The organism is Dactylosporangium sp. NPDC050688, assembly GCF_040654515.1.
Lineage (GTDB): Bacteria > Actinomycetota > Actinomycetes > Mycobacteriales > Micromonosporaceae > Dactylosporangium.
In genome coordinates this window covers 154,486-177,276 of sequence record NZ_JBFAIC010000006.1, presented here as the reverse complement: position 1 = coordinate 177,276, position 22,791 = coordinate 154,486, and the positions used below count along the sequence as shown (strand labels likewise).

Annotated in this window: 23 protein-coding genes; 8 read left to right on the top strand and 15 right to left on the bottom strand. The window is 72.3% G+C overall.

Translation table 11 applies throughout. The annotated features are described in order from the left end of the window. Positions 1-45: 45 nt before the first annotated feature. A complete protein-coding gene (locus AB0H83_RS08780) occupies positions 46-2,421 on the top strand; it encodes an MMPL family transporter (RefSeq protein WP_360089174.1) in 2,376 nt (791 codons plus the stop codon). 140 nt (positions 2,422-2,561) lie between these two features. Beyond that, entirely contained in the window at positions 2,562-2,993 is a 432-nt protein-coding gene (locus tag AB0H83_RS08775; RefSeq protein WP_360089171.1) for a hypothetical protein, read from the top strand. A gap of 9 nt (positions 2,994-3,002) precedes the next feature. Here AB0H83_RS08775 and AB0H83_RS08770 read toward each other — a convergent pair whose 3' ends face one another. From AB0H83_RS08770 to AB0H83_RS08760, 3 genes are all read right to left on the bottom strand, one after another. Beyond that, complete coding sequence (locus AB0H83_RS08770) at positions 3,003-4,142, bottom strand: DUF6596 domain-containing protein (RefSeq protein WP_360089168.1); 1,140 nt, start codon at positions 4,140-4,142, stop codon at positions 3,003-3,005. Between the two features lie 6 nt (positions 4,143-4,148). After that, entirely contained in the window at positions 4,149-4,556 is a 408-nt protein-coding gene (locus tag AB0H83_RS08765; RefSeq protein WP_360089340.1) for a YciI family protein, read from the bottom strand. 94 nt (positions 4,557-4,650) lie between these two features. Then, positions 4,651-5,148 carry a pyridoxamine 5'-phosphate oxidase family protein gene (locus AB0H83_RS08760; RefSeq protein ID WP_360089165.1) on the bottom strand — a complete coding sequence of 166 codons (498 nt, stop codon included), beginning with the start codon at positions 5,146-5,148 and terminating at the stop codon, positions 4,651-4,653. Between the two features lie 192 nt (positions 5,149-5,340). Between AB0H83_RS08760 and AB0H83_RS08755 the strand changes: the two genes are divergently transcribed. Further along, positions 5,341-5,463: a hypothetical protein gene (locus tag AB0H83_RS08755; protein ID WP_360089162.1), complete on the top strand. Its 123-nt coding sequence runs from the start codon at positions 5,341-5,343 to the stop codon at positions 5,461-5,463. A gap of 91 nt (positions 5,464-5,554) precedes the next feature. Here AB0H83_RS08755 and AB0H83_RS08750 read toward each other — a convergent pair whose 3' ends face one another. Beyond that, entirely contained in the window at positions 5,555-6,409 is an 855-nt protein-coding gene (locus tag AB0H83_RS08750; RefSeq protein ID WP_360089159.1) for an MIP/aquaporin family protein, read from the bottom strand. Between the two features lie 252 nt (positions 6,410-6,661). Between AB0H83_RS08750 and AB0H83_RS08745 the strand changes: the two genes are divergently transcribed. Next, a complete protein-coding gene (locus AB0H83_RS08745; protein WP_360089156.1) occupies positions 6,662-9,550 on the top strand; it encodes a glycoside hydrolase N-terminal domain-containing protein in 2,889 nt (962 codons plus the stop codon). A gap of 148 nt (positions 9,551-9,698) precedes the next feature. Here AB0H83_RS08745 and AB0H83_RS08740 read toward each other — a convergent pair whose 3' ends face one another. Next, positions 9,699-11,072, bottom strand: a complete 1,374-nt coding sequence (locus AB0H83_RS08740) for an endo-1,4-beta-xylanase (RefSeq protein WP_360089153.1) — start codon at positions 11,070-11,072, stop codon at positions 9,699-9,701. 267 nt (positions 11,073-11,339) lie between these two features. After that, positions 11,340-12,011 carry an enoyl-CoA hydratase-related protein gene (locus AB0H83_RS08735; RefSeq protein ID WP_360089150.1) on the bottom strand — a complete coding sequence of 224 codons (672 nt, stop codon included), beginning with the start codon at positions 12,009-12,011 and terminating at the stop codon, positions 11,340-11,342. A 416-nt stretch (positions 12,012-12,427) separates the two neighbouring features. Here AB0H83_RS08735 and AB0H83_RS08730 point away from each other — a divergent pair, with 416 nt between their 5' ends. Beyond that, a complete protein-coding gene (locus AB0H83_RS08730; RefSeq protein WP_360089147.1) occupies positions 12,428-12,865 on the top strand; it encodes a hypothetical protein in 438 nt (145 codons plus the stop codon). 527 nt (positions 12,866-13,392) lie between these two features. Here AB0H83_RS08730 and AB0H83_RS08725 read toward each other — a convergent pair. From AB0H83_RS08725 to AB0H83_RS08700, 6 genes are all read right to left on the bottom strand, one after another. Further along, on the bottom strand, positions 13,393-14,331 hold the full coding sequence (locus tag AB0H83_RS08725) for a hypothetical protein (protein ID WP_360089144.1): 939 nt from the start codon (positions 14,329-14,331) through the stop codon (positions 13,393-13,395). Further along, complete coding sequence (locus AB0H83_RS08720) at positions 14,318-14,887, bottom strand: hypothetical protein (RefSeq protein ID WP_360089141.1); 570 nt, start codon at positions 14,885-14,887, stop codon at positions 14,318-14,320. The genes AB0H83_RS08725 and AB0H83_RS08720 overlap by 14 nt, the downstream gene beginning before the upstream one ends. Before the next feature lie 244 nt (positions 14,888-15,131). After that, positions 15,132-15,692, bottom strand: a complete 561-nt coding sequence (locus tag AB0H83_RS08715) for a sigma-70 family RNA polymerase sigma factor (RefSeq protein ID WP_360089138.1) — start codon at positions 15,690-15,692, stop codon at positions 15,132-15,134. Between the two features lie 73 nt (positions 15,693-15,765). After that, positions 15,766-16,053: a hypothetical protein gene (locus AB0H83_RS08710; protein WP_360089135.1), complete on the bottom strand. Its 288-nt coding sequence runs from the start codon at positions 16,051-16,053 to the stop codon at positions 15,766-15,768. A 410-nt stretch (positions 16,054-16,463) separates the two neighbouring features. Next, positions 16,464-17,141 carry a response regulator transcription factor gene (locus tag AB0H83_RS08705; RefSeq protein WP_360089337.1) on the bottom strand — a complete coding sequence of 226 codons (678 nt, stop codon included), beginning with the start codon at positions 17,139-17,141 and terminating at the stop codon, positions 16,464-16,466. Beyond that, positions 17,129-18,307 (bottom strand): histidine kinase, encoded by a 1,179-nt coding sequence (locus AB0H83_RS08700; RefSeq protein ID WP_360089132.1) that lies wholly within the window; start codon positions 18,305-18,307, stop codon positions 17,129-17,131. The genes AB0H83_RS08705 and AB0H83_RS08700 overlap by 13 nt, the downstream gene beginning before the upstream one ends. Positions 18,308-18,416: 109 nt before the next feature. On the opposite strand from AB0H83_RS08700, the gene AB0H83_RS08695 reads away from it, so the two are divergent. Then, the gene (locus tag AB0H83_RS08695) at positions 18,417-19,142 is read left to right on the top strand and encodes a hypothetical protein (protein WP_360089129.1); all 726 of its coding nucleotides are present in this window, start codon (positions 18,417-18,419) and stop codon (positions 19,140-19,142) included. Here the strand turns inward: AB0H83_RS08695 and AB0H83_RS08690 are convergent. From AB0H83_RS08690 to AB0H83_RS08680, 3 genes are all read right to left on the bottom strand, one after another. After that, entirely contained in the window at positions 19,054-20,061 is a 1,008-nt protein-coding gene (locus AB0H83_RS08690; protein ID WP_360089126.1) for an anti-sigma factor RsbA family regulatory protein, read from the bottom strand. The genes AB0H83_RS08695 and AB0H83_RS08690 overlap by 89 nt on opposite strands. Continuing rightward, entirely contained in the window at positions 20,058-20,870 is an 813-nt protein-coding gene (locus tag AB0H83_RS08685) for an MEDS domain-containing protein (RefSeq protein WP_360089123.1), read from the bottom strand. The genes AB0H83_RS08690 and AB0H83_RS08685 overlap by 4 nt, the downstream gene beginning before the upstream one ends. 183 nt (positions 20,871-21,053) lie before the next feature. Continuing rightward, complete coding sequence (locus AB0H83_RS08680; RefSeq protein WP_360089120.1) at positions 21,054-21,446, bottom strand: hypothetical protein; 393 nt, start codon at positions 21,444-21,446, stop codon at positions 21,054-21,056. A gap of 183 nt (positions 21,447-21,629) precedes the next feature. Between AB0H83_RS08680 and AB0H83_RS08675 the strand changes: the two genes are divergently transcribed. Together AB0H83_RS08675 and AB0H83_RS08670 are read left to right on the top strand one after the other, a co-directional pair. Continuing rightward, positions 21,630-22,304: a malonate decarboxylase subunit alpha gene (locus AB0H83_RS08675; protein WP_360089117.1), complete on the top strand. Its 675-nt coding sequence runs from the start codon at positions 21,630-21,632 to the stop codon at positions 22,302-22,304. A 276-nt stretch (positions 22,305-22,580) separates the two neighbouring features. Then, positions 22,581-22,784 (top strand): hypothetical protein, encoded by a 204-nt coding sequence (locus tag AB0H83_RS08670; RefSeq protein WP_360089114.1) that lies wholly within the window; start codon positions 22,581-22,583, stop codon positions 22,782-22,784. The last annotated feature ends 7 nt before the right edge of the window (positions 22,785-22,791 follow it).

The window sequence follows — 22,791 nt, the reverse complement described above, 5'->3', positions numbered from 1 at the left end:
CGGGTAATCGCGTGCCACACGGGACACACGATCGGAGCGCGACCGGTGAACGAGCCTGCAACCCCACCCCGGAGCCGGTGGCACCCGAGCCTGCTGCTGCAGTGGTACGCCCGTGCCGTCGTCTGGCTGCGCTGGCTCGTGGTGGCGTTCTGGGTGGCCGCGGCGGCGGCCGTGTACGCCTACGTGCCGGCGTACGGCACCGGCGGCAACGACCTGGAGCAGCTGATCTCCGCGGACAACCCGGCGGTGCGCAGCGAGCTGCAGTCCGTGCAGAAGTTCGGGTTCCCGGTGCTGAGCCGGGTCGCGGTCGTGCAGCGCAACCCGGCCGGGCTGTCGACGGAAACGCAGACCAAGGCCGTGGCGAGGGCCAAGGCGGTCAGTGACGGCACCTACCCGGACGTCAAGCCGATCGTGGCGGCGGTACCGGTGATGAACACGCTCGGGCTGTTCCCCAGCTCCGCCGAGGACGGCACGACGATCGTGACGCTGCTGTTCACCGACCCGAGCGTGACGTTCGCCGGGCAGCAGGAGGCGGCCGAGCAGTTCGTGGCGAAACACTACGACGCGAGCGACGCCGTGGTCGGCATCACCGGGTCCGTGCCGGCGCGGGTCGAGCAGACCCGCCTGGTGCTGGACTCCGTGCCGCGGCTGGAGCTGATCACCGTCATCGCGGTGCTCCTCATCATCGCCGTGGTGTTCCGGTCGGTGCTCGCGCCGCTGCTGGCGCTCGGCGTCGCGGGGGTGGCGATCCTGCTCACCCTGCACATCGGCGGCGCGGTCGCCGAACGGCTCGGGGTACCGGTGCCGCAGGAGACCCAACCCCTGCTGGTGGCGCTGCTGCTCGGGGTCGTGACCGACTACGTCGTGTTCTACTTCTCCGCCGTACGGACCCTCCTGGAAGCGGGCACCACCCGGCTCGACGCGGCCCGGCAGGCGACCGCACGGTTCACCCCGATCATCGCCACCGCCGGGGCGACCGCGGCCGCCGGCACCGCCGCGCTGCTCGTCGCCGACTCGCCCGCCTTCCGGGCGTTCGGGCCGGGCATGGCCCTGGCGATCCTCATCGGCATGCTCGTCGCGGTGACGCTGGTACCGGCGCTGCTGGCCATCTTCGGCGGTGCCGCGTTCTGGCCGTCGCGCCGGCACGCCCGGCGGCGACCGGTCGCGGCGACGGCGGCCGAGCTCCCGGCAGAGCTCCCGGCTGGGAGGCGGACCGGCTGGACCTGGCTGCTGACCCGCCGCTGGTTCGCCGCGCCGATGCTCCTGCTGCTCGTCGCCGCCCTGATCACGATGGCCTCCCCGGCGCTGCACCTGCGCCTCGGCGTGTCGTTCGTCGAGGCGCTGCCGACCAACCACCCGGCGCGCACCGCGGCGGTGCAGGCCGAGACCGGCTTCGCCGACGGCATCCTGTCCCCGACCGAGCTGCTCGTGCAGGGCTCCGGCGTCGCCGGACGCGAAGCGGAGCTGGCCGAGCTGCAGCAGGCGCTGACCCAGGTCCCCGGCGTCGCCGGCGTCCTCGGGCCCGGCACCTCGGCCCTGCCGCCGGGTCTGAACCTGTTCCGCGCCGAGGACGGCACCGCCGTGCGCTACCTGCTGATCCTGTCCGACGAGCCGCTCGGCGGCACCGCGGTGCAGACGCTGGGCCGCCTGGAGCGTGACCTGCCCGGCCTGGTGCAGACCGCCGGCCTCGGCGGGGCGCAGACCAGCCTCGGCGGCGACACCGCCATCGCCAAGGTCATCGTCGACCAGACCGTGCACGACCTCGGCCGCATCGCCATCGCCGCGCTGATCGCCAACCTCGTGTTCCTCATGCTGTTCCTGCGCGCGTTCGTCGCCCCGCTCGGGCTGCTCGCCTGCAGCGTCCTGGCGATCGGCGCCACCCTGGGCCTCACGACCTGGGTGTTCCAGGACTTCTACGGCAACGACGGGCTCACCTTCTACGTACCGTTCGCGGCCGCCGTGCTGCTCGTCGCGCTCGGCTCCGACTACAACATCTTCGGCATCGGCCCCGCGTGGCGGGAGGCGCGCGGCCGCCCGCTGCGCGAGGCCCTCGCCATCACGCTGCCGCAGTCCGCGCACGCCATCCGCACCGCCGCGTTCACCCTCGCCGTCAGCCTCGGCCTGCTGGCCCTGGTGCCGCTGCGGCCGTTCCGGGAGCTCGCGTTCGCCCTGTCCGTGGGCATTTTCATCGACGCGTTCGTCGTGCGGTCCCTCCTGGCGCCGATGCTGTTGACGGTACTGGGTTCCGCGGTCGAACCGGCCTCGGCCGAGGAGCCACCGGCCACGTACGACCGGCAGGCGGAGGCGTACGACCGGGACCCGGCGGCGTACGACCGGGACCCGGCGGTCCCGGCGGCCCGCGAACCCGGACCCGCCGAGGCCCGCGTGCTGTCCGCGGAACGCCCGCCGGAACGGGCCTGAGCGGGTGAGCCCGGGGCGGCCGATGCCCGGCGGCCTGCCAGAAAGGTTTTTTCCGGAATATCCGGCATGCCGGAAAGGAGTCGCGTGGTGTCCTTGAGTGAGGGAGGCGTCGACGGCGACGCCGGACACGGGGGGACACCATGGGACGCACCATCGCACGCAAGGGCATCGTGACGCTGATCGCGGCCTGCGGGATCGCCGCGCTCACGCCCGCCGCACCCGCGGCCGCCGCGCCGGTCCCGTTCGGCCAGGCCACCAAGATCGTGCTGGACCGTTCGGGCGGCTTCGCGGGGGAGAAGACGTCGTTCGTGGTCGACCGCACGACGGTCGGCGGCAGGCCGGTGCTGCGGATGGCCGGCAGCTGGAAGTTCCGGTGGCTGCGCAGCTCGTACCAGCCGAGGAACCCGTGCTGCGACCGCTACGCCTACCGCGTCACCGTCACGTACCGTGGCGGCTCGCACAAGACGGTCAGGACGGTCCAGGGCACCCGGGCGCCCCGCATCCTGTGGGACGTGATCAGCGAGACCGAGCGCGTCGGCGTGCGCCCGTTCTCCCCGGTGCCCGCCGGCTGAAGCACGTTTTCAGGCCCGCAGCTGCGCGTTGAGCCGGGCGGCCTGGCGGGTCAGGTGGTCGCGTTCGGCGAGGTTCGGCGCGGACCGGGCCGCCTCCGCGTACAGCCGCGCCGCCGTCACCGGCTCGCCGGCGCGTTCGTGCAGGTACGCCGCGGCCGCCGCGTACCGGGGCAGCGCCGGGTCGAGCTCCGCCAGGGCCGCCAGGCCGGCCCGCGGGCCGTCGGCCTCGCCGAGCGCGACGGCCCGGTTCAGCCGGGCGACGGGGCTGCCGGTGAGGCGGAGCAGCTCGTCGTACCACTCGACGATCTGCACCCAGTCGGTCTCCTCGGCGGTGCGGGCGTCGGCGTGCAGCGCGGCGATCGCGGCCTGCGCCTGAAACTCGCCGAGCCGGTCCCGGGCCAGCGCCGCCTGCAGGATGTCCACGCCCTCGGCGATCAGGCGGGTGTCCCACAGGCCGCGGTCCTGCTCGGCGAGCGGCACCAGCCTGCCGCCGGCGCCGGTACGCGCGGGCCGCCGGGCGTGGTGCAGCAGCATGAGCGCGAGCAGCCCGGCGACCTCCTCGTGCTGGAACTGCGCCGCGAGCTGACGGGTGAGCCGGATCGCCTCGGCGGCGAGGTCGACGTCGCCGGAGTACCCCTCGTTGAACACCAGGTACAGCACCCGCAGCACGGTGGCGACGTCGCCCGGCTGGTTGAACCGCACCCCGGACACCGTGCGCTTGGCCCGGCTGATCCGCTGCGCCATCGTCGCCTCCGGCACCAGGTACGCCTGGGCGATCTGCCGCGTGGTCAGCCCGCCCACCGCGCGCAGCGTCAACGCGACCGCCGACGCCGGGGTCAGCGACGGGTGCGCGCACAGGAAGTACAGGTGCAGCGTGTCGTCGGCGTCCTCGGCCGGGCCCGGCTCGGGCTCGACGATCTCCTCACGCCGGCGCCGGGCGGCGTCGGCGCGAGTGACGTCGAGGAACTTGCGCCAGGCCACCGTGACCAGCCAGCCCTTGGGGTCGCGCGGCGGGTCGTCCGGCCACCCGCGGACCGCTTCGACGAGCGCGTCCTGCACGGCATCCTCGGCCGCCGCGAAGTCGGCTCCGCGGCGGACGAGGATCCCGATCACCGTGGGGGTCAGGACCCGCAGCACGGACTCATCCACCGGACGTCACTCCGTGATCGTGGGCAGCGCCGCCATGAACGGGCGCAGCTCCAGCCACTCGTGGACGGGCCGGCCACCGGCCCCCGGCGCCGCGGACAGCTCGGCGGCCAGCTCCAGGGCCCGCTCGTAACTGTCCACGTCGATGATCATCCACCCCGCGATCAGGTCCTTCGTCTCCGCGAACGGCCCGTCGGTCACCGGCGGGCGGCCCTCGCCGTCGTACCGGACGAACGTGCCCTCGGGCAGCAGCGCCTGGCTGTCCACGAACTCGCCGGTCTCCTCCAGCCGCGCCGCGAAGTCCTGCATGTACTTGAAGTGCGCCGACACCTCCTGCGGCGTCCACTGCTCCATCGGGACGTCGTTCACCGGCGCCGGCGCGCCGCGGTAGTGCTTCAGCAGCAGGTACTTGGCCATCGTGTGCTCCTCGGTGCGGTACGGACCATTCTTGCCGTGTTCGGTGCTGGGACGCAGCGAGGCTGCCGTTCTCGACATCACGCCGCCTTTCCGCTCAGACACGGGCGGCTTCTTCGCGCCGGCGGATCAGCTCCTCGACCGCGGTCGGCAAGGTCTGCTCGAAGTCGATGAGCTTCACCCACGTCGGGGTCACCACGATGCGGACCATGCCGTCGTACAGGTCCCGGACCTCGGCCTCCCAATGCACCCGCTGCTCGGCCGTCATCGTGTACGTGCCGTTCATCTGCAGGTACTCCTCCGGGATCCCGTCGACCACGTCCAGCTCGGCGCGGCCCCGGATGAGCAGGATCTTCGGCGGATGCACCTCCGTGTCGATGGTCAGCGCCACCATCGGGTTGCGCCGCAACGACGGCAGCTTCGGCGCGTTCTTCGCGGTGCACATCACCACCTGCGACCCGTTCCACGTGAACGCGATCGGCACGTTGCGCGGCGTGCCGTCCTTGGCCACGTACGCCAGCCGGGTCAGGTCGCGGGCCAGCAGCTCCCGGCTCAGCGGCCGGTCCAGGATCTCGCTGATCTCGGTCGGTTCCATCGGTCGTCCCTCCTCAGCCGAGCCGCCACGATGGCCGCTCGCCTCCCGGGGACGGAGCCACCGCCGCGTTCTCGACATCCCCCGCCCCTCGAGTTCAAGATTTTTCTGCGGTACCGCCGAGCGTCACGTCCCGCGTCGTGCCGGGCACCCTCCGCTGAACGGTGCTGCTTTTCCACACGTTCGGCGGGGCCGGTGAGCCCTGCACTTCGCTTCGTCGCCGCCGATCTCAGCGCGGCCGGCATCCCCGCCGCACCCGTCATCAGCGTCCTGCACGACCACGCCGGCGACCGTCTCGCCGGCGCACTCGCCGTCTGAGCCAGCGCAATGGCACCGTGCGCGGTGCGCTCTGCGCGGCGTGCTGCCGGCGGCCACGGACGCCGGCCGGGCCCCGTGCTGACCGGCAGGTTCAGCCCGGCACGCGCCCAGCCGTCCGGTCCGGGGCCGTGCCCAGCGCACCGGGTTCCTCGGTCCCGGGCGGCGACCCGGCCTGCGGGGCCGTGGGCAGGAAGCGGCCGATCAGCGTCTCGTACAGCCCGGCGCCGAGCAGGCCGCCGATGACGGGCCCGGCGATCGGGATCCAGAAGTACAGGTACCCCGTCTGGTCGCGGAACGCGCCGGTGTACCCGGTGAGGAAGCTGGCCAGCCGGGGACCGAAGTCGCGGGCCGGGTTGATGGCGTAGCCGGCGTTCGTGCCCCAGGCCATGCCGATGGCCACGACGATCAGGCCGATGACGAACGGGGCGAGGCCGGTGGCCGGGGGAGTGCCCGTCGCGTCGGTGATGGCGAGGATCAGGAACAGCAGGATGGCGGTGCCGATGACCTGGTCGCGCAGGGCGCCCCACTCGCCGACCGGCAGGGTGCCGTTGCCGGGCAGAGTGGAGAAGACGCCCTGGGTCTTGATGGTGAGGCCGGGGTCCGCGGCGTGCAGGATCTCGGTGTAGTTCCAGCGCACCAGCAGGGCGGCGACGAACGCGCCGAGGAGCTGGGCGAGCGAGTACGGCGCCACCTTGCGCCAGGCGAAGCCCCTGAAGGCCGCGAGTGCGATGGTGACGGCGGGGTTGAGGTGGGCGCCGCTGATGCGGCCGGCGACCTGGATGCCGAGGACCACGGCGAGGCCCCAGGCCCAGACGATGGAGTCGTGGTCGCCGATGCCGCCGGCGGCGGCCTGCGCGACCGCGGCCAGGCCGAACAGCATGATGACCATCGTGCCGGCGAACTCGGCGGCAAGCTCGCCGAGCAGGCCGGGGTGGCGTGCTGCCATGGTCCCTCCAAGGGGTTCGGAAGGAATCCTAACAAACCTCGGTGCAGGTGGACAGGCCCGACTTCGGGGCGGGGAACGGAATAACCGAAAATGGCGCGTTGAATGTTGTGAAATGTTCGGCGAACATAGACGTCGAGCGTTTCCGCCGCCCGCTCAACCCCCGCTGAATTCGACACCCCTCGCATGCGCCGCGAATTGTGAGCGCTCACAGGGCGGCGGCATCCGAGACCCCGCCACGGCGAAGGAGCCCCCGTGCAATCCGGCAACGACACCCCTGTATCGCAAGAGCCGACGTCCGACCTGACCCGGAGGCGGGTGCTGAAGGCCGGCGCCGCCGGAGCCGGTGCTGCGCTGCTGCCCCTGGCGTGGTCGGCGTCGCCGGCCTCGGCCGCCGCACCGCCGGAAGTGGGCGCGGCCAATGGGCTCGCGCTCTGGTACACGCAGTCCGCCGGCACCGACTGGCTGCGCGCGCTGCCGATCGGCAACGGGCGCCTCGGCGCCATGGTGTTCGGCACCGTCGACGTGGAGCGGTTGCAGCTCAACGAGGACACCATCTGGGCCGGCGGCCCCTACGACCAGAGCAACCCCCGCGGCGCCGGTGCCCTCGCCCAGATCCGGCAGCAGGTGTTCGCCGGGCAGTGGAGCCAGGCGCAGAGCCTCATCGACCAGAACCTGCTGGGCATCCCGTCGGCGCAGCTGGCGTACCAGACCATGGGCAATCTGCGGCTGACCTTCGCGGCCGGCAGCGGCGGGGTCTCGGACTACTCGCGGTGGCTGGACCTGAGCACGGCCGTGGCCGGGGTCAGCTACCTGCAGAACGGGGTCCGGTTCCGGCGGGAGGTGATCGCCAGCGCCCCGGACCAGGTGATCGCGGTGCGGCTGACCGCGGACCGGGCCGGCCAGCTCACGTTCTCCGCCAGGTTCGACAGCCCGCAGCGCACCACGGTGTCCAGCCCGGACGCCGCGACGGTCGCGATCGACGGGATCTCCGGCGACCAGCGGGGGCTGGCCGGCAAGGTCAGGTTCTACGGCCTGGCCCGGGTGGTCGCCGACGGCGGCACCGTCAGCAGCTCCGGCGGCACGCTGCAGGTCCGCTCGGCCAACAGCGTGACGCTCCTGATCTCCATCGGCACCAGCTACGTCAACTACCGCGACACCGGCGGCGACTATCAGGGCAAGGCCCGCGGGTACCTCACCGCCGCGGCCGCCCGCACCTGGGACGACCTGCGCGCCCGGCACGTCGCGGACCACCAGCGGCTGTTCGGCCGCACGACGCTGGACCTCGGCCGCACCGCCGCCGCGGACCAGCCCACCGACGTGCGGATCGCGCAGCACGCCGGCACCAGCGACCCGCAGTTCTCGGTGCTGCTGTTCCAGTTCGGCCGGTACCTGCTGATCTCGTCCTCGCGGCCCGGCACCCAGCCGGCGAACCTGCAGGGCATCTGGAACGACTCGCTGAGCCCGTCGTGGGACTCCAAGTACACGCTCAACGCCAACCTGCCGATGAACTACTGGCCCGCGGACACCACGAACCTCGCCGAGTGCTACGAGCCGGTGTTCGGCATGATCCGCGAGCTGGCGGTCACCGGGGCCCGCACGGCCCAGGTGCAGTACGGCGCCGGCGGCTGGGTGACGCACCACAACACCGACGCCTGGCGTGGCTCGTCGGTCGTCGACGGCGCGCTGTGGGGCATGTGGCAGACCGGCGGCGCCTGGCTGGCGACCATGATCTGGGACCACTACCTGTTCACCGGCGACACCACGTTCCTGCAGGCCAACTACCCGGCGATGAAGGGCGCCGCCCAGTTCTTCCTGGACACCCTCGTGCAGGAGCCGTCGCTGGGGTACCTGGTCACCAACCCGTCCAACTCCCCGGAGCTGGCGCACCACTCCGGGGTCAGCGTGTGCGCCGGGCCGACGATGGACAACCAGATCCTGCGCGACCTCTTCAACGGCGTCGCGCAGGCATCCCAAGTGCTCGGCGTCGACGCCGACTTCCGGACCAGGGTCCTCACCGCCCGTGACCGGCTTCCCCCGATGAAGGTCGGCTCGCGCGGCAACATCCAGGAGTGGCTGTACGACTGGATCGAGACGGAGCAGGGTCACCGGCACATCTCGCACCTGTACGGACTGCACCCGAGCAACCAGATCACCAAGCGCGGCACGCCCACCCTGTACACCGCCGCCCGCCGCACCCTCGAGCTGCGCGGCGACGACGGCACCGGCTGGTCACTCGCCTGGAAGATCAACTACTGGGCGCGGATGGAGGAGGGCACCCGCGCGCACGACCTCATCCGCCTGCTCGTCACGACCGCCCGGCTCGCGCCGAACATGTTCGACCTGCACCCGCCGTTCCAGATCGACGGCAACTTCGGCGCCACCTCCGGCATCGCCGAGATGCTGCTGCAGAGCCACAACGGCGAGTTGCACGTGCTGCCCGCGCTGCCGTCGGCCTGGCCGAGCGGTCAGGTGCAGGGCCTGCGCGGGCGCGGCGGCTACACCGTCGGCGCGAAGTGGGGCGGCGGGCAGCCCGACGAGGCCACGGTCCGCTTCGACCGCGACGGCACCGTCAAGGTCCGCGGCCGGTTCCTCACCGGGACGTTCACGGTCACCGACACCACCAGCGGCGCCGCCGTCACCGTCACGAAGCCCGAGAGCGACGCCATCGCGCTGCCGGGCCTGTCCGGGCGCACCTACCGCATCGTCGGTCAGGCGCAGCCGCAGCAGCCACGGTACGTGCGGATCGGCAACGTCACCACCGGCCTGGTCCTCGACAGCGGCGGCAACGTCGCCTCCGGCGCCAACCTGAAGCAGTGGAACTGGGACGGCAGCACCAACCTGCAGTGGCAGCTGGTCGACCTCGGCAGCGGCTGGTACCGCATCGTCAACCGCACCAACGGCATGGTCCTGGACAGCTGGGGCGCGACCGCCAACGGGTCGGCCTGCCGGCAGGCGGCGTGGAACGGCGGCAACAACCAGCAGTGGCGGCTCAACGACACCGGCAGCGGCCGGACGCAGATCATCAACCGCGGCACCGGCACCGCCCTGGACGGCATGGGCAACGCCACCGCGGGCTCCACCGTCGCCATGTGGGCGCCCAACACCAACACCAACAACCTCTGGACCGTCACCACGCTCTGAGCCCGCCGCGACGGCCCGGCCCGCGGACGGGCCGGGCCGTCGCCCGTCTCAGGTGACGGTGCCCGCGAACCCGGCGGCCGCGTCCGTGCCGCCACGACCGCCGGCGATTCGAGCCATTACAGGCGCCGTCTGAACCGTGTCACGGTCACTACCGGCCCGCGCAGGTGGGCGACAGGCCGGCGCCGCTGCCGGTGGCCTGGAAGCCGAACTCGGTCGACTGCCCCGCCCCGACCTGCCCGTTGTAGGCGACGTTGGTGAACCGCACGGTCCCGCTGCCGCCGCTGCGGTCGGCGCTCCACGCGTTGGTGATCGTCGCGCCGGAGGCCAGGGTGACCGTCACCGTCCAGCCGTTGAGCGCGGCACTGCCGGCGGTGACCCTGATGTTCGCCACGAACCCGCCGTCCCACTGGTTGAGCGTCACCACCGCGGTGCAGCCGCTCCCGCCTGGGTTCGAGGGCGACGAGCTCACGGGCGGGCTGCTGACCGGCGGCGTCGACACGGTGCTGCCGGGGCCGTTGAGGGCGTTGAGCGTGGAGGTGTAGGCGGCCTTCTTGTTGCCGTTGCCGTCGAACAGCAGCGGGTTCTCGCCGGTACGCCACGAGTCGCTGTCCCGGATGCCCCACACCGTGATGCCGGTGCAGCGCGACACGGCCAGGCACGCCTTGACGACGGCGGCGTAGGCGTTGGCCTGGTTGCTGCCGGAGATGTCCAGCTCGGTGATCTGCACGTCCACGCCGAGGTCGGCGAAGCGCTGCAGGTTGGCCTGGTAGTCCGACGGCGGCAGCCCGCCCAGGTGGGACTGGAAACCGACGCAGTCGATCGGCACGCCGCGGGACTTGAAGTCCCGGACCATGTTGTAGATGCCGGTGCTCTTGGCGTTGATGCCGTCGGTGTTGTAGTCGTTGTAGCACAGCTTCGCGCCCGGGTCCGCGGCCCGCGCGGTGCGGAACGCGACCTCGATCCAGTCGTTGCCGGTGCGCTGCAGGTTCGAGTCGCGCCGGCCGCCGGAGCCGCCGTCGGCGAACGCCTCGTTCACCACGTCCCAGGCGTAGATCTTGCCCTTGTAGTGCCCGGCGACGTTCGTGATGTGGTTGATCATCGCATTGCGCAGTGCGGTGCCGGACATGCTCTGCGCCCAGCCGGGCTGCTGCTGGTGCCAGGTCAGCGCGTGGCCGCGCATCCGTTGACCGTGGGCCTGGGCGTGGGCGACGATCTGGTCGGCCGAGGTGTAGCGGAACTGGCCCTGTGACGGCTCGGTCGCGTCCCACTTCATCTCGTTCTCAGGCGTGATCATGTTGAACTCGCGGTCGAGGATGCCGGTGTACGTGCTGTTGCTGAGCTTCCCAGCGGCGACCGCCGCCCCGAAGTAGCGGCCCTTCTCCGCGGCGGACGCGCCGAGGGTCGTGCCGGCGCTGGCGGAGCCGTTGAAGAAGACCGCGGCGCCCGCGCCGATGACGCCGGCGGTGGCGAGGGCGAGGACGGTGCGCAGCCTGACCCGGTGGGGTGTCGGTCTGTGGGGCATGGCGTTCCTTCCACGATGTCTGGCGGGACGGCCGCCGGAGCCGGTCGGCGGCCGGCTCCGACGCCGTGGGCGCCACGTACGTGAGCGCTCACATCAGCGGTCCCGCTGATATGTGAAGGAGCCTCGCAGGAAATGTGGCCGTTCCTCAATGCCCATCAGCAAGAGCCGGTTTTAGGCGTCATGATGGATGAAACTTTCAATTCCGACTATTTGTCGTTCGGGCGCATAACACTTTTCCAGTGCAATGCTGATTGGTATTCCGAACGCTCACCCGAGCGGGTGCGTGGCGTCGCGGAGCGCGGCCAGGACGGGGGCGTACATGCGGGCCTTGATGGCGCCCAACGTCCCGCCGGCCTTCGCCGCCCCGGACCGGGCGAGCTCCACCGCCGTGGTCAGGACGGCGTCCTCGGCGACGGCGTGGTCGACGATGCCGCGCTCCCGCGCGTCGGTGCCGCCGTAGCGCCGCCCGGTGACCATGGCCTCGTGGGCGGTCTGCGGCGCGAGCCGCGCCTGGATCAACGCGCTCATCGCCGGCGTGAACGGGATGCCGAGGTCGACCTCGGGCAGGCACCAGTATCCGCGGTCGGCGCGCATCACCCTGAAGTCGTGGGCGAGCGCGAGCATCGCCCCGGCGGCGAACGCGTGCCCCTGCACCGCCGCGACGGTGATGACAGGCAGTGCCAGCAGTCGCGCGTACAGCTGCTGCACGGACACGATGTAGTCCAGCCGCCGCTGCGGGTTGCCGGACATCCAGTCGAGGTCCAGCCCGTTGGACCAGATCTTGCCGGTGGCGGTGGTGACCAGCGCCCGCGGGCCGCCGGCCGCGTCAACCTCGTCGAGGGCTGCGCCGACGGCGGCGATCCAGTCGGGGTGGAAGCGGTTCTCGCCGGCACCGAGGTCGAGCACGAACACGTCGTCCCGGCGGTCGAGCGTGGGCATGACGGCCCCCTTTCCGGCCACGTCGGCGGGTGTGATGGAGCATGGCACAGGCCGGGCGGCGCTGTAACGTCCACGGGCCCGGTGGCGCGATCTGCTCGCGCCGGAAAAGGTTCAAATGTCGCATAACTCTCACGACGTCGCCAGGGCGCGAATAGATTCGTGGCAAATCGGACGGCTCTATGTCGCTGCGGCCACGGGGGTTGACGTGTTTGGTGCATTCGGAAGCGGCGGCGGCCGGCACCGGACACCGGCGCCCCGGGCGGCACCGGAGGCCTGCCGGTCACCGGCCCGGCTATCGCGATGATGCTGCTGACCGGGCTCGGTCTGGCGACCAGCGGCACGGTCCTCGTCACGGCCGGCAACGGGCGCCGCCGCAGGCTCTGACCGTAAGGTGGCGTGACGGGAAGGAGTCTGCGATGCGCAACCCCGATGTCGAGGTGCTGGACGTCCTCGTCGGCGAGTGGAGGCTGACGCTCTCCGACGCCTGGTTCCTCGAGCCGCCCGGCACGAGGCAGCACGGGCACGCCTCGGCGCGGTGGATCGGGGACGCGTTCGTCGAGCTGCGGGCGGAGCTGAACGGGGAGCACATGTGGCACTTCGTGTTCGGCCGCAGCGATGCCAACGGGCAGCTCGTCGCGCTCTACCACGACCCGCGGCCGACGTCGCGGGTGTTCCGCACGACGTTCGCCGGCGGGGAGTGGGTGATGCTGCGCGAGGACCCCGACTTCCACCAGCGGTACGTCGCCACCGTCACCGCGGACCGTATCGACGGGCACTGGGACGCCTCGGAGGACGCCGGGGTCACCTGGCGCAAGGACTTCGACCTGACCTTCGAGCGGGAGCCCGTAGGCTGAGCGGCCCGCTCAGGGCACCGGGAACACCGGCCCCTCGGCGATGTCGCCGGCCCGCACCGCGTGCAGGGTGAGCCGCTGCGAGCCGGACACCCACGCCGGGGACCGCACGCCGAGCCCATCGTGCCGGCGGTGACCGGCCCGGCGGGCGCCGGCACGTAGCGCTTCCCGGTCGCGAGGGCAGCGCTGCCGGCCATGGCCCGCGGCCGGTGCCAGCGCAGCAGGTCGAACGCGACCGTCACCCGGTCCGCCTCGCACGCCGCCCGCCAGTCGCCGCACTCCCGCGCCTCGGCGCACGCGGCGATCATCCAGCCGGGCACCGCATACCAGCGGACCAGCCGCCAGGCGTCCAGATCAGCAAGCATCGATGCCCCCTCGGGGCAGTGCCGACACGGCGGGCCGGTCGGATTCGAACCGGCGTCCTCCTCGGAGCAGTCAAGGCGCGACGACCTCTGCGCTACAACCCCGCCGCCGCGCGGCATAGGCAGAGCACCGACATTTCCGGGCGACGCTGCCCGGCTCGGCTTCCGTCATCGTCCGGGTCGCCGGTACCACCGGTGGTGCAGCCAGCCACGCAGATGGGAGTTGAAGTTGCCGAGGCCGTCGGTCGCGGCAAGAACCTCCTCGAACGTGCGGCCGGTCATTTCGGCGGCACTCTGGCATTTCCCGGTGGCCAGCACGATGCATTGCACCATCTCCACCCAGTACCTCGCGCTGGAGTCGTTCGCCGGCTGACGCCGGCTGAGCTGCTCCTGCGCTGCTCCCGGGTCTTCGAGCGCGCCGCCAGCGGGCAGGCCGTGGGTCAGCGGCAGGGGAGCCAGCAGCGTCGCCATACCACCGGCCGACGATGGCGTGTGGGGCAACGTAGCGAAATCGCCGACGCCGGTGGCTGTTGCCGAGCGTTCCAGGACGGCCATCCGGTGGTGCAGGGAGCGCAGCCACTGCAGCTGCAGGTATGCGTTCGTCTCCAGTCGCAGGCGCTCGGCGACCAGCTGGACCTGGCGCTGCGCTTCCTCAACGATGCGCCGTTGCTCGGCCGCGGCCCGTTGCACGGTGCGGTCGAAGTTGTGGCGAGGGGTCCGGCCGTCGGCATTGTGCCGGGAGGAGTGCGCAGGCCTCCATGTGCCGTGTCCGGCCGAGGAACGATTGCCGGATCCCGCCGGCGGGTGGACGTGCCGGCTGTTGAAGGTGTGGGCGCTCTCACCCGCCTGTTGACGAACGCGTTCCAACGCCGCTGCCGCTTCGAGATCCGCGACGTGGCGGGCGCGGCGCAGGATGTCCGCGGCGACACCCAACGTGGCACTCTCCCAGCTGGCATGTTGGGCGGCGCGCTTGATGGCGGCCAGCCTGGCCTGGAGTTCCGGCGTCGGGGTGTGCGGGCGGGGGGGATGACGATCCCGCTCCGCCTGCAGCCGCTCGACGATCCGCGCCACCTCCGGCGAGTGGCCGAAGGGCTCAGCCGGCGTCATGGCCGTTCACACCGTGTCGTGTACCGCTGGGCACGGGCGGGAGCCGCCAACACTGCGCCAGTTTGCTGCACATCTGCAGTTTCGGGACTTCGAACAATGCCACGACCTGGTCGTGCGGCAGGCGCTGGTAGGTGAGTACCACGCGGGCCTGCTGCTCGTCGGTCATGCCGGCGACGAGCGCGCGAAGCGCGTCGGCCGTGTCGAGCAGCGCAGGGGCGGCGTCCGTCGGCACCGCGGCGTGCCATTGCCGCTGAAACGAGGCTACCTGCAGTCGGGGAAGCAGCAGGAACGTCAGCGACAACGCCTCGAGGAACTCCCGCGACAAGACATCCGGGAACGGGAGCGACGGATCGTCCTTGCTGGCCGTCAAGACGGCCACCAGGGCGTCGTCGACCGTCCCATTGGCGTCGTTGGCTTCGGCGCCGACCTCGCGCAACAGCTGCACCGAGTGCTCAAGGCACGCCATGACGAACTCGTCGTACTCGGGTGACTCGGCGAGCCAACTGGGATTGTCACGTTTCCTCCGGTTCACCACCGCGAACTCGTCGTCGCTCATGGGTGGCACGTTCACCGCGGGCACCATCCGGACACGTGCTGGGAGTGGCTCGGAGTGCAGATGCAATGCATGTGACCTGCCTCACAGAATTTAACGTTAGGGTTGGGGGGAGCCTTCTCATTGGTGATGCGTCATCGCCGAAGGTTGCGTGACGTCGAAGCGAGGCATGGCGTTGCCGTGTCTTGAGGGGGCCCGCCTTCCCGCGCTCCGGGCAAAGAGAAGGTCGGGTTGGCGGGCCCAGCTCCTATGCGGCGGTTCCCAAGGTCCGGAGGGCCTGCCGGTCCGTCAGCAGCCGGCCGAGCCGGCGCCGGGCGTGGGCGAGGTTGGCCCGTACCGCCGACGAGTTGCTGCCGGTGATCTCAGCGATCTCGGCAGGCCGGTATCCGTCGAACGCCAATGCGAGGATCTCGCGCTGGGTCGGCGGCAGGGACCGGATCATGCGGACGGCGTCCTCCTGCTCCGTGATCTGTCGAATGACGTCGGCGGGGTCGGTGTTGGACGGGCTGCGCCCCCCTTCCCGTTCAACGTCGTTGCAGGCGACTCCGGCCGGCATCGCCTTCATGTGCCGGCGCATCGCACGGATCCAGTTGTTCCGGGCGACGACGCGGACCCATGCCGCGCGGGATCGGATGCCTTCGGGGTGCCGCACCAGCATTTCCATCGCGTTCTGTACTGCGTCCTCCGCCTCGGCGCGGTCCGCGCCGAGCTTGAGCAGGTACGAGACAACCAGTGGGAACTGTTCCCGGTAGAACTCTGCTAAAGGTTGGGTCGGTGAAGGACCGCTGCCGTTCGGGTCGTGCTCCATGAATGACTCCACTCCGGTTGTTATCCATCGCAGATGCGCGCCGGACGCCGGCAGGGCGCCCGGCGCGCACCGATCAGTGACGGTCTCGAACCAGCGTGAGGATTTCGAGGAATCGCCGGGTGTACGGGGTCGCGACGTAGCAGCCGCCGGCGATGGCGAGGACGAAGTGGGCCCGGTCGATCCATGCGTCCGTGACGGTGTCGGGTCCGAAGGCCGTCAGGGCGGCCCGGGCGAGGCCGAGAACGGTCAGTGTGACTGCCGCCCTGTGGTAGTGCTTGAACAGTGCGAACACTTTGCGATAGTCGTCTGCAGGCCGGTCTTCTTCGGGCGCGACGGATCCATCGCAGCCGTTTGATGGCATGACACTCCCAAGTGTCTTGAGGTGGCCCCGCTCGTCACTCCGGGCAAGAAGGTATGAGCGCGACCAAGCTGATGAAGCGTCACTATAACGAACCGCGTTCCGTCGTCCAGCCCGCACGGAATTCGAACTTAAAATATGGACAAATGTCTATGTAGGACCTACGTCCGTGCTGGTGTCTGGTGTGGAGGCGATCAATCGCCGCCCCGATTGGTCGTCTCGCAGCTACAGTTTGGTAGCTAATCATCGGTTTGGCGGCAAGTTGCAGTGATGTCCTCACCCAGCTTGTATAGGTGAGCATCGTTTGATGCTTCAACCACTCATCCCCGTGGCGCACCGCATCACGACTCCGTCACGATTTTTCGGGAATGCGCACGACCGGCTGGCGATTGCGGCACACGGCGACCCTCCGGTCAGCGGGACAGCTCCGCGTCGTGGACGAGCAGGGCCACCTGCACCCGGTTGTTCAGCTCCAGCTTGGCCAGCAGCCGCGACACGTGACCCTTCGCGGTGGGCACGCTCATGCCGAGCTCGGCGCCGATCTCCGCGTTGGACAGGCCGCGGCCGAGGGCGAGCGCCACGTCGTGCTCCCGCTCGGTGAGCGTGGCCAGGCGGGCGCGGGCGCTGGCCCGCCGCGGGCCGGCGTGCGGGTCGGCGACGTGGTCGATGAGGCGGCGGATGACGGTCGGGGAGAGGATGGCGGCGCCGGCGGCGACGGTGCGGACCGCCGCGATGATGTCGCGCGGCGGGGTGTCCTTGAGCAGGAAGCCGCTGGCGCCGCCGCGCAGCGCCTCCAGGACGTACTCGTCGGTGTCGAACGTGGTCAGCACGATCACCTGCGGTGCCGATGGGCGGCTGCGGATGCGCCGGGTGGCGATCAGGCCGTCCAGCCGCGGCATGCGGATGTCCATGAGGATCACGTCGGGCCAGTGGGCGTCGGCGGCGGTGAGGGCCTCCGCGCCGTCGCCGGCCTCGGCGACGACCTCGATGTCGGGCGAGCCGCCCAGGAGGAACCGCAGCCCGGCGCGCACCAGCGGGTCGTCGTCGACGATCGCCAGCCGGATCGGCCGGTCCGGGGTCACGCCGGCCACGGCAGCCACGCCTGGAGCCGGAAGGTGCCGCCGTCGGTGCCGTGCTCGACCCGGCCGCCGGCCAGGGCGACCCGCTCGCGCAGCCCGACCAGGCCGAGGCCCGCGCCCGCAACGGCGGGCCGGCCGGCCCCCGTGCACGGGTTGGTGACGGTGACCCGCAGGCCGTCGCCGGGCCCGCCGTCGATGAGCACCTGGACCGGGGCGCCCTGCGCGTGCTTGCGGGCGTTGGTGAGGCCTTCCTGGACGAACCGGTACACGGTGCGCCCGAGCAGCACGGCCGGGCCGTCGACCGGCACGTGGCAGGTGTAGCCGACCGTCATGCCGGCGGCGCGGGCGGTGCCGAGCAGCTCCGGCAGGTCGCCGAGGCCCGGCTGCGGCGGCTCGGGGCGGCTCGCCGTGCCCTGCCGCAGGGCGCCGACGACGGCCCGCAGCTCCTGCAGCGCCGCGTGCGCGCTGGACCGGATCGCGCCGGCGGCCGCCGCGGTCTCCTGCGGGCCGGCGTCGGTGCGGACCTCCAGCGCGCCGGCGTGCAGGCTGATCAGCGACAGGCGGTGGGCGAGGACGTCGTGCATCTCCCGGGCGATGCGGGTGCGTTCGGTGAGCCGTGCCTGCTCGACCCGCAGGTGCTGCTCCGCCTCCAGCCGTGCCGCATGATCGCGCAGTGACTGGGTCAGCCGGCGGTACGCCTGCACGAACAGTCCCCATCCGACGGCCGCGACGGTGACCACGGAGCGCAGCAGCAGATCCACCCACAGCGGGAACGGCGGGTCGTGCTGCAGCAGGAAGTACCCGGCGGCCGTGGCCACGTTGGCGGCGCCGAGCCAGGCGACGGTCGCACCCCCGTACCGGATGGCGACGGTGAACAACGCGACGGTGACGGCGCCGGTCGCCATGACCGACACCGCCCCGAACGGCAGCAGCGCCAGCGCGACCCCGAGCGGCCGGCGCCGGCGGGCGAGCAGGCCGAGGACGCACAGCGCGCCGATCGCCACGTCGACCTGCCACGGGATCGCCGCGCCGGGCTGCGTCGCGTCGCCCAGCGGCACCATCACCGCGCCGTAGGCGGCGGCCACGGCGACCGCGACGGCATCGGCGACCCGGTCGCGCCGCGCCGACCGGGGGCTGCCCGGCTGCGGCACCAGTAGTTCGAACAGCAGCGCCGACATGCGCCGAAGCCTACGAGGTACGGCCCGCGGGCGGGACCTACCAAAGTCGTGGCCGGGGCGCGCACATCGGCCGATGCGCGGCCGGCGGCCGGCGCGCACCGTGGACCTGGTGGGCAACGAAACGACATGGCACGACGCGCTGCGCCGGTGCGCCGGGACGCGCGCCCGGCGGTGGCTGATCGCGGGGACCCTGCTGCTGGGTGTGGCGGCGGCCGCCGCGTCCGGTGCCGGTGACGGAGCACAGGACCGGACGTTCGCCGCGCTCAGCGACCCGGTGCAGAGCCTGATGTCGGCGCTGCTGCCGCTGCTGGGCATCCTGCTGGTCCGCGACGTGCGCCGGGAGCCGGCCGGGGCACCGCTCGGGCCGACCCTGCTGGCGGCGGTGCTGGTGGCCGCCGCCGTCGGCCTGTTCGGGGCCGCGGCCTGCGCGGTCGCGGTCGCGGGGCCGCACCCGTGGCGGCATGCGGCGCCCGCCGTCGTGGGAGGTCTGCTGGTACAGGTGATCGCCCAGCTCGTCGGCACCGGGCTGGGCCTGCTGCTGCGGCCGGTGCCGGTGGCGTTCGTGGCCACGTTCCTGCCGCTGGTGCTGTGGCTCGCCCTCGGCGCCGCCGGCGGGCTGCGGGAGTGGCTCACCCCGTACGCGACGGCCCGGCACCTGCTGTCGGGTGACCTGGACGCGCAGGCGTGGCTGCGGGTGCTCACCGTCGTGCTGCTCTGGCCCGCCGCTCTGAACGTCGCCGGCGTGCTCAGCCGTCGGGCAACGGACCGGCGGGCGGCGGACCGGCGGGCAGCGGTGGACCGGCGGGCAGCGGACCGGCCGTCAGCCGGATCGTGAAGCCCTCGGGGCCGCGGTGCAGGCTGACGTGGTTGCAGGTCTGGTGCGCGATCCACAGCCCGAGCCCGGCGGAGGTGGCGCTGGCGACCGGCTGCATCCCGGCGAACGGGTCCTTCGGACCCGGCCCGCGGTCCTCGACGGTGACGACCATGCGGCCGTCGCCCGTCCAGACGCGCATCCGCACCGGCGGCTGCCCGTGCACGTGGGCGTTGCTGACGGCCTCGCTGACGGCCAGCATGAGCTCTTTGACCTGCCCGGCGGGCGTACCGCCGTCGTCGGCGGCCCGGACCGCGTCGCGGGCCTGCGCGGGTGACGGGTCGAGCAGCTCGGCGGCGGGCGCGCCGTGCTGGATCGGGTCCGTGACGACCGGCCGGTTCTCGAGCAGGAACTCCTCCGGGGGCGTGTACGCGGGGTTCGGCTCGTGCCGGTCCCCAGGCCGGGCGGTGCGGGGGTGGGTGCGGTCGACGTCGGCGAGGACGGCGGGCGGGGTGGTGCGCTCGTCGTAGGCGCACATGCTCCACAGCGGGAACTCGTCGTACGCGTGGTTGATCGCCGACTCGTACCGTGCCCATGTGTCCCAGACGGCGCCGAAGTGCTCCGGGAACAGCTCCCCGACGATGCGGATCTGCCCGGCGCCCGCGGTGACGTGCTCGGCGAGCAGCTTGCGGTAGGAGCGGATCGCCGCGGCGGGGCGGGCGTACACGTCGCCGCCGGGAAGGAACGTCACCGGGCAGCCGGCCGGCAGCGCGTCACGCACCAGCGCCGCGTTGCGCGCGCCGAACGCGACCATGGCCGGCTCCCCGGCGGCGACCCCGCCGAGCAGGAACGGCACCACGACCGCGAGGAGGTGCTCGTCGGAGTCGTAACGGATTGCCTCGTGGAAGTAGCCGGTGTGCCCGGCCGCCGCTCCCGTCCTCATCGGACCGGCTCCGTCCGGACGCGGGTGATGCCGACGAGGTCGACGATCCTGTCGACCGTGCCCAGCGAGGTACGCAGGACCACCTCGGCCTGCGCCTGCTCGGCGTAGCGGTGCAGGTGCAGCAGCGCGCGATGGTCGACGAACCGCAGGCCGGCCGCGTCGAACACGATGCTGCCGCCGGTCGGCTGGGGCCGCACGTGGGCCAGCGCGGCAGGCAGGAGCTCGTCCGCGGCCGGGTCCAGCTCCCCGGACAGGATCGCCGCCGGCCCGCCGGGCGGCCCGGCCCGCAGCGCGAAGTGCACGTTCGCCGGGTCGCTGTGCGGGTGAAGGCAGGCCAGCTCGGCGATCGCGCGGTCACCGACGCGCCCGCGGTCGAATCCGCACACCGCACGCAACGGCGCGGTCGCGATGTACCGGTCGACGAGCGTCTCGTAGCGGGCGAAGGCGGCCAGCTGGTCAGGGGTGCGCACGAGCGGCGTGTCGTCGGCGACGACCCGCAGCCCGGTGTAGCCCTCGGTCACCGCGGCGTCGGTCGCCGCCGTGTACCTGGCGACCTGGGCGGCCGGGTCGAGCCACCCGCCGGTCGGGTAGGCCGTGTCGAGCGGGACGTACTCGACGGCGCCGGGGTGCGCCCGCGCGGCCTGCTCGAGCCAGGCGGCCATCCCGCCCGGGCCGCCGGCCCGGCAGAACCAGATCCGCTCGCCGGCGGCCAGACCCTCGGCGAGGAACTCCTGGGCGGCCGCCTCGAACTGCTGCTGGTCCTCGAACGACCAGCAGCGGTGCTTCGCCGCCGCGACGGCGATCACCATGCGAATCCCATCGTGGAAGCATAGCCAGTGATCAGCACCGCCCGCCCGGCACGCGGTCATCTCCTCGTCACCGGGGAGCGCTACCCCGCATCCGCACCACGGGCCGCGTCGCTCGGCAAGGCTGGGCCCCGGCGGCGTGGCTCGGCCCAGTCCGGCTTGAGGTCGGCGTGGCCGCAGTGCGCCTCAGGACGGCCAGCCGGGCTGCGGCAGCTGCCCCGTCGCCGGCGGCACCGGGCTGCCCGGCACGACCGGCCGGGGCGGGAACGCGGCCTGGCCCGGCACCGCGTACGGCACCGGCGGCGGCGCGCCGTGGTCCCGGCGGCCGCCGATGGCGCACGCCGCCGCCGCGATCTGCAGGCCGATGCCGGCGAGGATGAACTGGGTCGGGAGCTGCCGGCCGTTGTCGCGGGTGGAGCCGGCGCACCGCTGCGGCGTCGTCTGGTTCGGCGGGTAGCACGTCCACTCGGCGGTGGTCTTGCCGTCCTCCTCGGCCATCGATCCCAGCAGACCGAGCCCGAGACACAGCGTCCCGGCGATGATGAAGAGGATCTGCATGACCTTGGCCCCTGTCGACATGCCCGGCAGATTAGAGCAAACCCGCCGCTGCCGCTGCCCACTCTCACGCCGGCCGGCTGGGCGGCGCCCACCTGTTCCCGCTCAGCCCGCGGACAAACGTGGTGGAAGCCTTGTGGCGCAACGGGATTCGCGCAGTACGGTGGGAGACCGACGCACCGGAACCCCCTGATGGGTGGTAAGCCGATGAACGAGACGGTGACGCGCGAGCGCGTGTGGGACAGCCGGCGCACCGCCAAGCAGCGACGGGTTGCGGCGGCCGCGGGGCACGCCGACGGCAAGCTGATCCGGCCCGCAGAGCTGCGGCAGGTGCTGGAGGCCGTCATCCACCCGGGTGACACGGTCGCCCTCGAGGGTGACAACCAGAAGCAGGCGGACTTCCTGTCCAGGACGCTGGCCGGGTGCGACCCGGGCCGGCTGCACGACCTGCACATGCTGATCGGGTCGGTGTCCCGCGCCGAGCACCTCGACCTGTTCGAGCAGGGCATCGCTTCGAGGCTGGATCTGGCGTACGCGGGGCCGCAGAGCGTGCGGATGGCGCAGCTGGCCGCCGACGGCACGGTGACGGTCGACGCGATCCACACCTACGTCGAGCTGTACGCGCGGATGCTGGTCGACCTGCGGCCGGACGTGGCGCTGCTGTGCGCGTCCGCCGCGGACCGGCACGGCAACCTGGTCCTGTGCCAGCTCGCCGGGCAGTACGCGATCGACATGTTCATCGGCTCGACGCTGCAGATGGACGCGCGGGCGAACTCGTCCACGGTCACCAAGGGCGGTTGTCCGGGTTCGGCGGGGCCCCGAACGCCGTGCAGCGGCTCGCCATCGAGGTGTCCACTGAGGAGAGTCCACTGTGGATCGTGAACGTCAACGCCGCCGACCAGATCGTGGTCGCCGGCGCCCGGGCCGCCCTGGACGCGCTGCGCCGGCTCGCCCCGGCGGCGGGCGCCCGTGACCTCGCCGACCTCGGCGTCACCGTCGCCTCGCACGGCCCGCTGCAGGCCGGCACCGCCCGCGCCGTCGCCGCGGCCCTCGCCCGCGAGTCCCACGGCGAGCAGCGGCGCGCCTACTTCGCCGACACCACCGGCCGCCCGCCTCACGCACGACACCGGCGCGGTCCTGGACGACCTTGCCGGCTCGGTGCGGCAGCCGGTCCGCTGGCACGACATCGCCCGCCTCATGCCGGAGCTCGGCATCACCGCCACCGTGCAGGTGCCGCCCGGCCACGTCCTGACCGCACTCGCCGCCGCGGTACACCCGCACACCACCACCGACCTCGCGATCGACGACCTCGGCATCCCCGCCGTCGTGCACCGGCTGCACCACGCGGGGATCGCCGCCTGAAGCGGGA